Annotated in this window: 3 protein-coding genes; 2 read left to right on the top strand and 1 reads right to left on the bottom strand. The window is 73.3% G+C overall.

Annotated features, from left to right (window positions below):
• Positions 1-1,399: nucleobase:cation symporter-2 family protein (locus tag ACSNOD_RS27820; protein WP_436769833.1), on the top strand; the 1,399-nt coding region annotated here is incomplete at its 5' end.
• Positions 1,400-1,539: 140 nt separating this feature from the next.
• A complete protein-coding gene (locus ACSNOD_RS27815; RefSeq protein WP_436769832.1) occupies positions 1,540-3,270 on the top strand; it encodes a peroxidase family protein in 1,731 nt (576 codons plus the stop codon).
• Positions 3,271-3,394: 124 nt separating this feature from the next.
• Here the strand turns inward: ACSNOD_RS27815 and aceB are convergent, their stop codons facing one another.
• On the bottom strand, positions 3,395-5,011 hold the full coding sequence (aceB, locus tag ACSNOD_RS27810; RefSeq protein ID WP_436769831.1) for a malate synthase A: 1,617 nt from the start codon (positions 5,009-5,011) through the stop codon (positions 3,395-3,397).
• Positions 5,012-5,443: the final 432 nt, after the last annotated feature.

Below are 5,443 nucleotides of genomic sequence, written 5' to 3'. Positions count from 1 at the left end.
CGCCACTCCCGCCCCCACCCGGGCCCGGCACCCGGTGGACGAGACCCTGCCGCCGCTGAAGATGCTCACCAGCGGCCTCCAGCACGTGGCCGCCATGTACGCCGGCGTGGTGGCCCCGCCCATGATCCTGGGGCCGGCGCTGGGGCTGACCGCCGCGCAGACCGCCTTCCTGATGGGGGCGAGCCTGTTCACGGCCGGCCTCGCCACCCTGCTCCAGACCCTCGGGGTCTGGCGGATCGGCGCCCGGCTGCCGTTCGTCAACGGGGTGTCCTTCGCCGGGGTCACCCCGATGATCGCCATCGGCACGGCCCAGGGACCCGGCGACGCCCTCCCCGTGATCTTCGGTGCCGTGCTCGTCGCCGGGGCGCTGGGCTTCGCCGTCGCCCCCTTCTTCGGCAAACTGGTCCGCTTCTTCCCGCCCGTGGTCACCGGCACGGTCATCACCCTGATCGGGCTCTCGCTGCTGCCGGTGGCCTTCGGCTGGGCCCGCGGCGGCGACCCGCACGCGGCCGGCCACGGCTCGCTGAAGAACCTCGGCATGGCGGCGCTCACCCTCGCCCTCGTGCTGCTGCTGCGCCGGGTGCTGCGCGGCTTCCTCCGGCAGATCGCCATCCTGCTCGGCCTGGCGGCCGGCACCCTGATCGCGATCCCGCTGGGCATGACCCGCCTCGACGCCCTCCGCGGCGCCGACCTCGTCGGCTTCCCCACCCCCTTCCACTTCGGGGCGCCCCAGTTCGAGATCGCCGCCATCGTCTCGATGAGCATCGTGATGCTGGTCTGCATGACCGAGTCGACCGCCGACATGCTGGCCCTCGGCCGGATCGTGGACCGCCCGGCCGACGAGCGCACCCTGGCCGGCGGGCTGCGCGCCGACGCCCTCGGCACCGCCGTCAGCCCCCTCTTCAACGGCTTCGCGTGCAGCGCCTTCGCCCAGAACATCGGGCTGGTGGCGATGACCGGGGTGCGCAGCCGGTTCGTGGTGGCCACCGGCGGCGGCATCCTCGTGCTGCTGGGCCTGTGCCCCGTCGCCGCCTCCGTCATCGCGCTGGTGCCGCTGCCGGTGCTCGGCGGGGCGGGGATCGTGCTGTTCGGCTCGGTCGCCGCCAGCGGCATCCAGACCCTGGCCGGCGCGGCGCTGGAGAAGGGCGAGAACGCCCTGATCGTCGCGGCGGCGGTCGGCATCGGCATGATCCCCATCGCCGCCCCGGACTTCTACCACGCCCTCCCGGCCGATCTGCTGGTGGTGCTGGACTCGGGCATCAGCACCGGCTGTGTGGTGGCGATCGTGCTCAACCTGCTCTTCAACCACCTGGGGGCGCGGCGCTCGGAGCCGGCACCGGGGTCGGCATCGGAGCCGGCCCCGACGGCCGCCGCGGCGTTGCCCGCCGTCCACCCGTGAACCGCCCCTGAACCATTCACCCCCCATCCGTGTCCTAGTAGTCGGGAACGGTCATTCCCGGCACAACCGGACGGATCGGTTCCTTGGGGCGCGTCCGACGAGCACCCGGGGAAACGGGGGACAGGACGGGGGATTCAGCAGTGCACCGACACAACCGTGAGGCGTTCTTCGTGGTCGACGAGGGGCGCGTGAGGGAGTTCGACGGCGGCCGGGCGGTGGCCCGGCCGGCCACCGCGGCCGAACAGCAACTCGCCTTCCGCTTCTCCCGGCTCAGCCGCGAGAAGGGCGTCCAGCTCGGCGAGGAGGCGCGGGCCGCCCTGGCGGAGGCGATGACCTCGCCGGAGCCGGGGCCCGCCCCCGACTCCCAGCCCGGGGTGCCCGCTGGGTACACCTATCTCGGCCAGTTCGTGGACCACGACCTGACGCTCGACAACACCCGGGTGGGGCTCGGCGAACCCGTCTCCGTCGAGGAGCTGATGCAGGGCCGCTCGCCCGCCCTGGACCTGGACTCCGTCTACGGGCTCGGGCCGCGCCACGCGAGCAGCAGCCGGTTCTACGAGCCCGACGGCCGGCTGAGGACGGGCGACACGGTGGGGACCGGCTTCCCCCCGGGGCTGCCGCCGGCCAACACCGACCAGAAGGGCTTCGACCTGCCGCGCGCCGGCGAGGCGGCCGGCGGCACCCGCGCGGACCGGCGGGCCCCGCTGATCCCCGACGCCCGCAACGACGAGAACCTCGCGATCGGCCAACTCCACCTGGCGTTCATCCGCTTCCACAACCGGGTGCACCAGTGGCTCGCCGAGCGCGGCATGCCGGAGCCGCTGATCTTCCGCAGCGCGCGGGACCTCGTCGTCAAGCACTACCAGTGGATGCTGCGGACCGACTTCCTGCCGCGCGTCGTGGACCCGGAGATCGTGGCCCGGGTCTTCGCCCACGGACGGCGCTTCGTGGAGCCGCCGGCCGGCACGCCGGGGCCCTTCCGGGCCGCCACGCCCGGCGACCGGCCCACCATGCCCATCGAATTCTCCGTGGCCGCCTATCGGTTCGGGCACAGCATGGTGCGCGAGAGCTACCAGTGGAACCGGGTGTTCAACGGCAACGGCGGGCCGGGCGGCCCGGCGACCCTCGGCGCGCTGTTCCGCTTCAGCGGCACCTCGGGGAACCTCAGCCCCGGGCCGGACGACCTCTCCGACCTCGACGACCCGGAGTCCGGCGCCCTGCTGCGGCTGCCCAGCAACTGGATCGCCGACTTCCGGCGGCTGTTCGACTTCACCGAGGCCGGGCGGGACGACCTCGCCGTGCCCGACCGCGAGTTCAACGTGGCACGGCGGATCGACACCCGGCTGGTCGACCCCCTCGCGGCGCTGCCCACCGGCAGCTTCGCCGAGCGCGGCCGGCCCGCCCCGCCGCCCGCCCACCGCAACCTCGCCTTCCGCAACCTGACCCGGGCCGCGATGGTGGAGCTGGCCACCGGTCCCCAGATGGCCCGCGAGATGGGGATCGAACCGCTGACCGCCGACCAGATCCTGGTGGGGCACGGCAACGGCGGGGCGCTGCTGGACGGGCTGCCGGAGCCGATGCGCCGGGACATCGTCGAGCACACCCCACTGTGGTTCTACGTCCTGCGCGAGGCGGAGGTGAACCCCCGCCGGCCCGGGCGGCTGACGGGCGTGGGCGGGCATCTCGTCGCCGAGGTGTTCCACCGCGCCATGGAGGGCAGCGCCGTCTCCATCGTGCGCCAGCCGCACTGGCGGCCCACCCTGCCGGCCGCACGCCGCCGCGAGTTCACCATGGCCGACCTGCTGTTGTACGCGTTCGAGGGCGACGCGGACCAGCTCAACCCGCTGGGGGACGGCCCGCTCCCGGGCTGACCGGCGGCGCCACGGCACGGCGCGCCCGGCGGGGGCGGTCGGTCCCCGCCGGGCGCGTGGTGCGGTCCGCCGCCGGTGCGGTCGTACGGGTTCGGCGTGCCGGACGAGCTGTGCTGACGGCCCGTCAGTCGAGCAGCTCGTACGCCGGCAGCGTCAGGAAGTCGGCGTAGTCCTCGTCGAGGGCCACCGTCAGCAGCAGGTCGTGCGCCTGCTGCCAGCGGCCCGCCGCGAACGCCTCCTCGCCGGACTCCGCGCGGATCGCCGCCAGTTCCTCCGCGGCCACCCGGCGGACCAGCTCGGGCGTGGCCTTCTCCCCGTTGTCGAAGACCACGCCCGCGTCGATCCACTGCCAGATCTGCGAACGGGAGATCTCCGCCGTGGCGGCGTCCTCCATCAAATGGAAGATCGCCACGGCGCCCCGGCCGCCCAGCCACGCCTCGATGTAACGGACTCCGACCCCCACGGCGTTGCGCAGACCCTCGTACGTCGGCCGCGCGTCCAGCGAGGCGATGTCGATGAGCTGCTCCGCGGTGACGTGGACGTCCTCGCGCGACCGGTCCTTCTGGTGCGGGCGCTCCCCGAGCACCGCGTCGAAGGACTCCCGGGCCACCGGCACGAGGTCCGGGTGCGCCACCCAGGAGCCGTCGAAGCCGTCCCGCGCCTCCCGGTCCTTGTCGGCCTTGACCTTCCGGAACGCGACCTCGTTGACCTCCGGGTCGCGGCGCGAGGGGATGAAGGCCGCCATGCCGCCGATGGCGTGCGCGCCCCGGCGGTGGCAGGTGCGCACCAGCAGCTCGGTGTAGGCGCGCATGAACGGCGCGGTCATGGTCACCGCGTTGCGGTCCGGCAGCACGAAGCGGGAGCCGCCGTCGCGGAAGGTCTTGATGATCGAGAAGAGGTAGTCCCAGCGGCCCGCGTTGAGCCCCGAGGCGTGCTCGCGCAGCTCGTAGAGGATCTCCTCCATCTCGTACGCGGCCGTGATCGTCTCGATCAGCACGGTGGCGCGGATCGTGCCGCGCGGGATGCCGAGGTACTCCTGGGCGAACAGGAAGACGTCGTTCCAGAGCCGTGCCTCGTGGTGCGACTCCAGCTTGGGCAGGTAGAAGTACGGGCCCTTGCCGAGGTCCAGCAGGCGGCGGGCGTTGTGGAACACATACAGCCCGAAGTCGACGAGGGCGCCCGGCACGGGGCGGCCGTCCACGCGCAGATGGCGCTCGTCCAGGTGCCAGCCGCGGGGGCGCGTCACCACGGTGGCGAGCTCCTCGGCCGGCCGCAGCGCGTACGTCTTGCCCTCCGGGCTGGTGAAGTCGATCCGGCGCTCGAAGGCGTCGATCAGATTGAGCTGCCCCTGAACGACGTTCTCCCAGGTGGGGGCCGACGCGTCCTCGAAGTCGGCGAGCCAGACGCGGGCGCCCGAGTTGAGCGCGTTCACGGTCATCCGACGGTCCGTCGGGCCGGTGATCTCCACCCGGCGGTCCTCCAGCGCGGGCGGCGCGGGGGCGACCCGCCAGTCGGGGTCCGCGCGGATGTGCGCGGTCTCCGGCAGGAAGTCCAGGGTTCCGGCGCGGGCGATCTCCGCCCGGCGCTCCCGCCGCCGGGCGAGCGCGTCGTCCCGGCGGGGGGTGAAGCGGTGGTGCAGTTCCGCGAGGAACGTCAGAGCGGCGTCGGTCAGGACTTCGTCCTGCCGTGCGAGGGGCCGGGCGTCGACGACGGCCAGCGGGGACGGCGCTGGTGCGGGCATGGGCTGTCACTCCATTCTCCTGATGGCACGCCGTGCCATCAGGTGTCGGACGCGGGTGCCGCGGCGGGCGGTTCCTTCTGTGCGCCTTTGCCTTCTGACCAGTGGAGAATAGTTTTCTCATGGTGGAAGTTCAATGGGTTGATCGAATGACTCCCCGTGCCAGGCGCCTGCGGCGCGCTTCCGACGTGAGGTCACGTGCCCTTGACGTCGCCCATGACGTGACCGCCATCGACGCGAGCGCCCCAACCCCTACGCGCCTTCGGCGCGCCCCACCCTCGCCCCGAAGGGGCGGGACCTCTTTGCCTCGGCCTTCGGCGCGACCCCTCTCTCCCGCCCCGGAGGGGCGGGGTTTTTGCCCCGGCCTTCGGCCGGGGGGTGGGGTGGTGTTCGTGCGCCCGGTGGTCGGGTGGTGTCGGTGCCGCACCGGGGTAC

This window comes from Streptomyces sp. URMC 123 (assembly GCF_051386515.1).
Lineage (GTDB): Bacteria > Actinomycetota > Actinomycetes > Streptomycetales > Streptomycetaceae > Streptomyces.
Note: the sequence above shows the minus strand (reverse complement) of the source record. Positions and strands in the feature narration are given on the sequence as shown.

Excerpts from the sequence above, each read along its gene's own strand:
- aceB (WP_436769831.1), bottom strand. The coding sequence starts at position 5,011 with ATGCCCGCACCAGCGCCGTCCCCGCTGGCCGTCGTCGACGCCCGGCCC.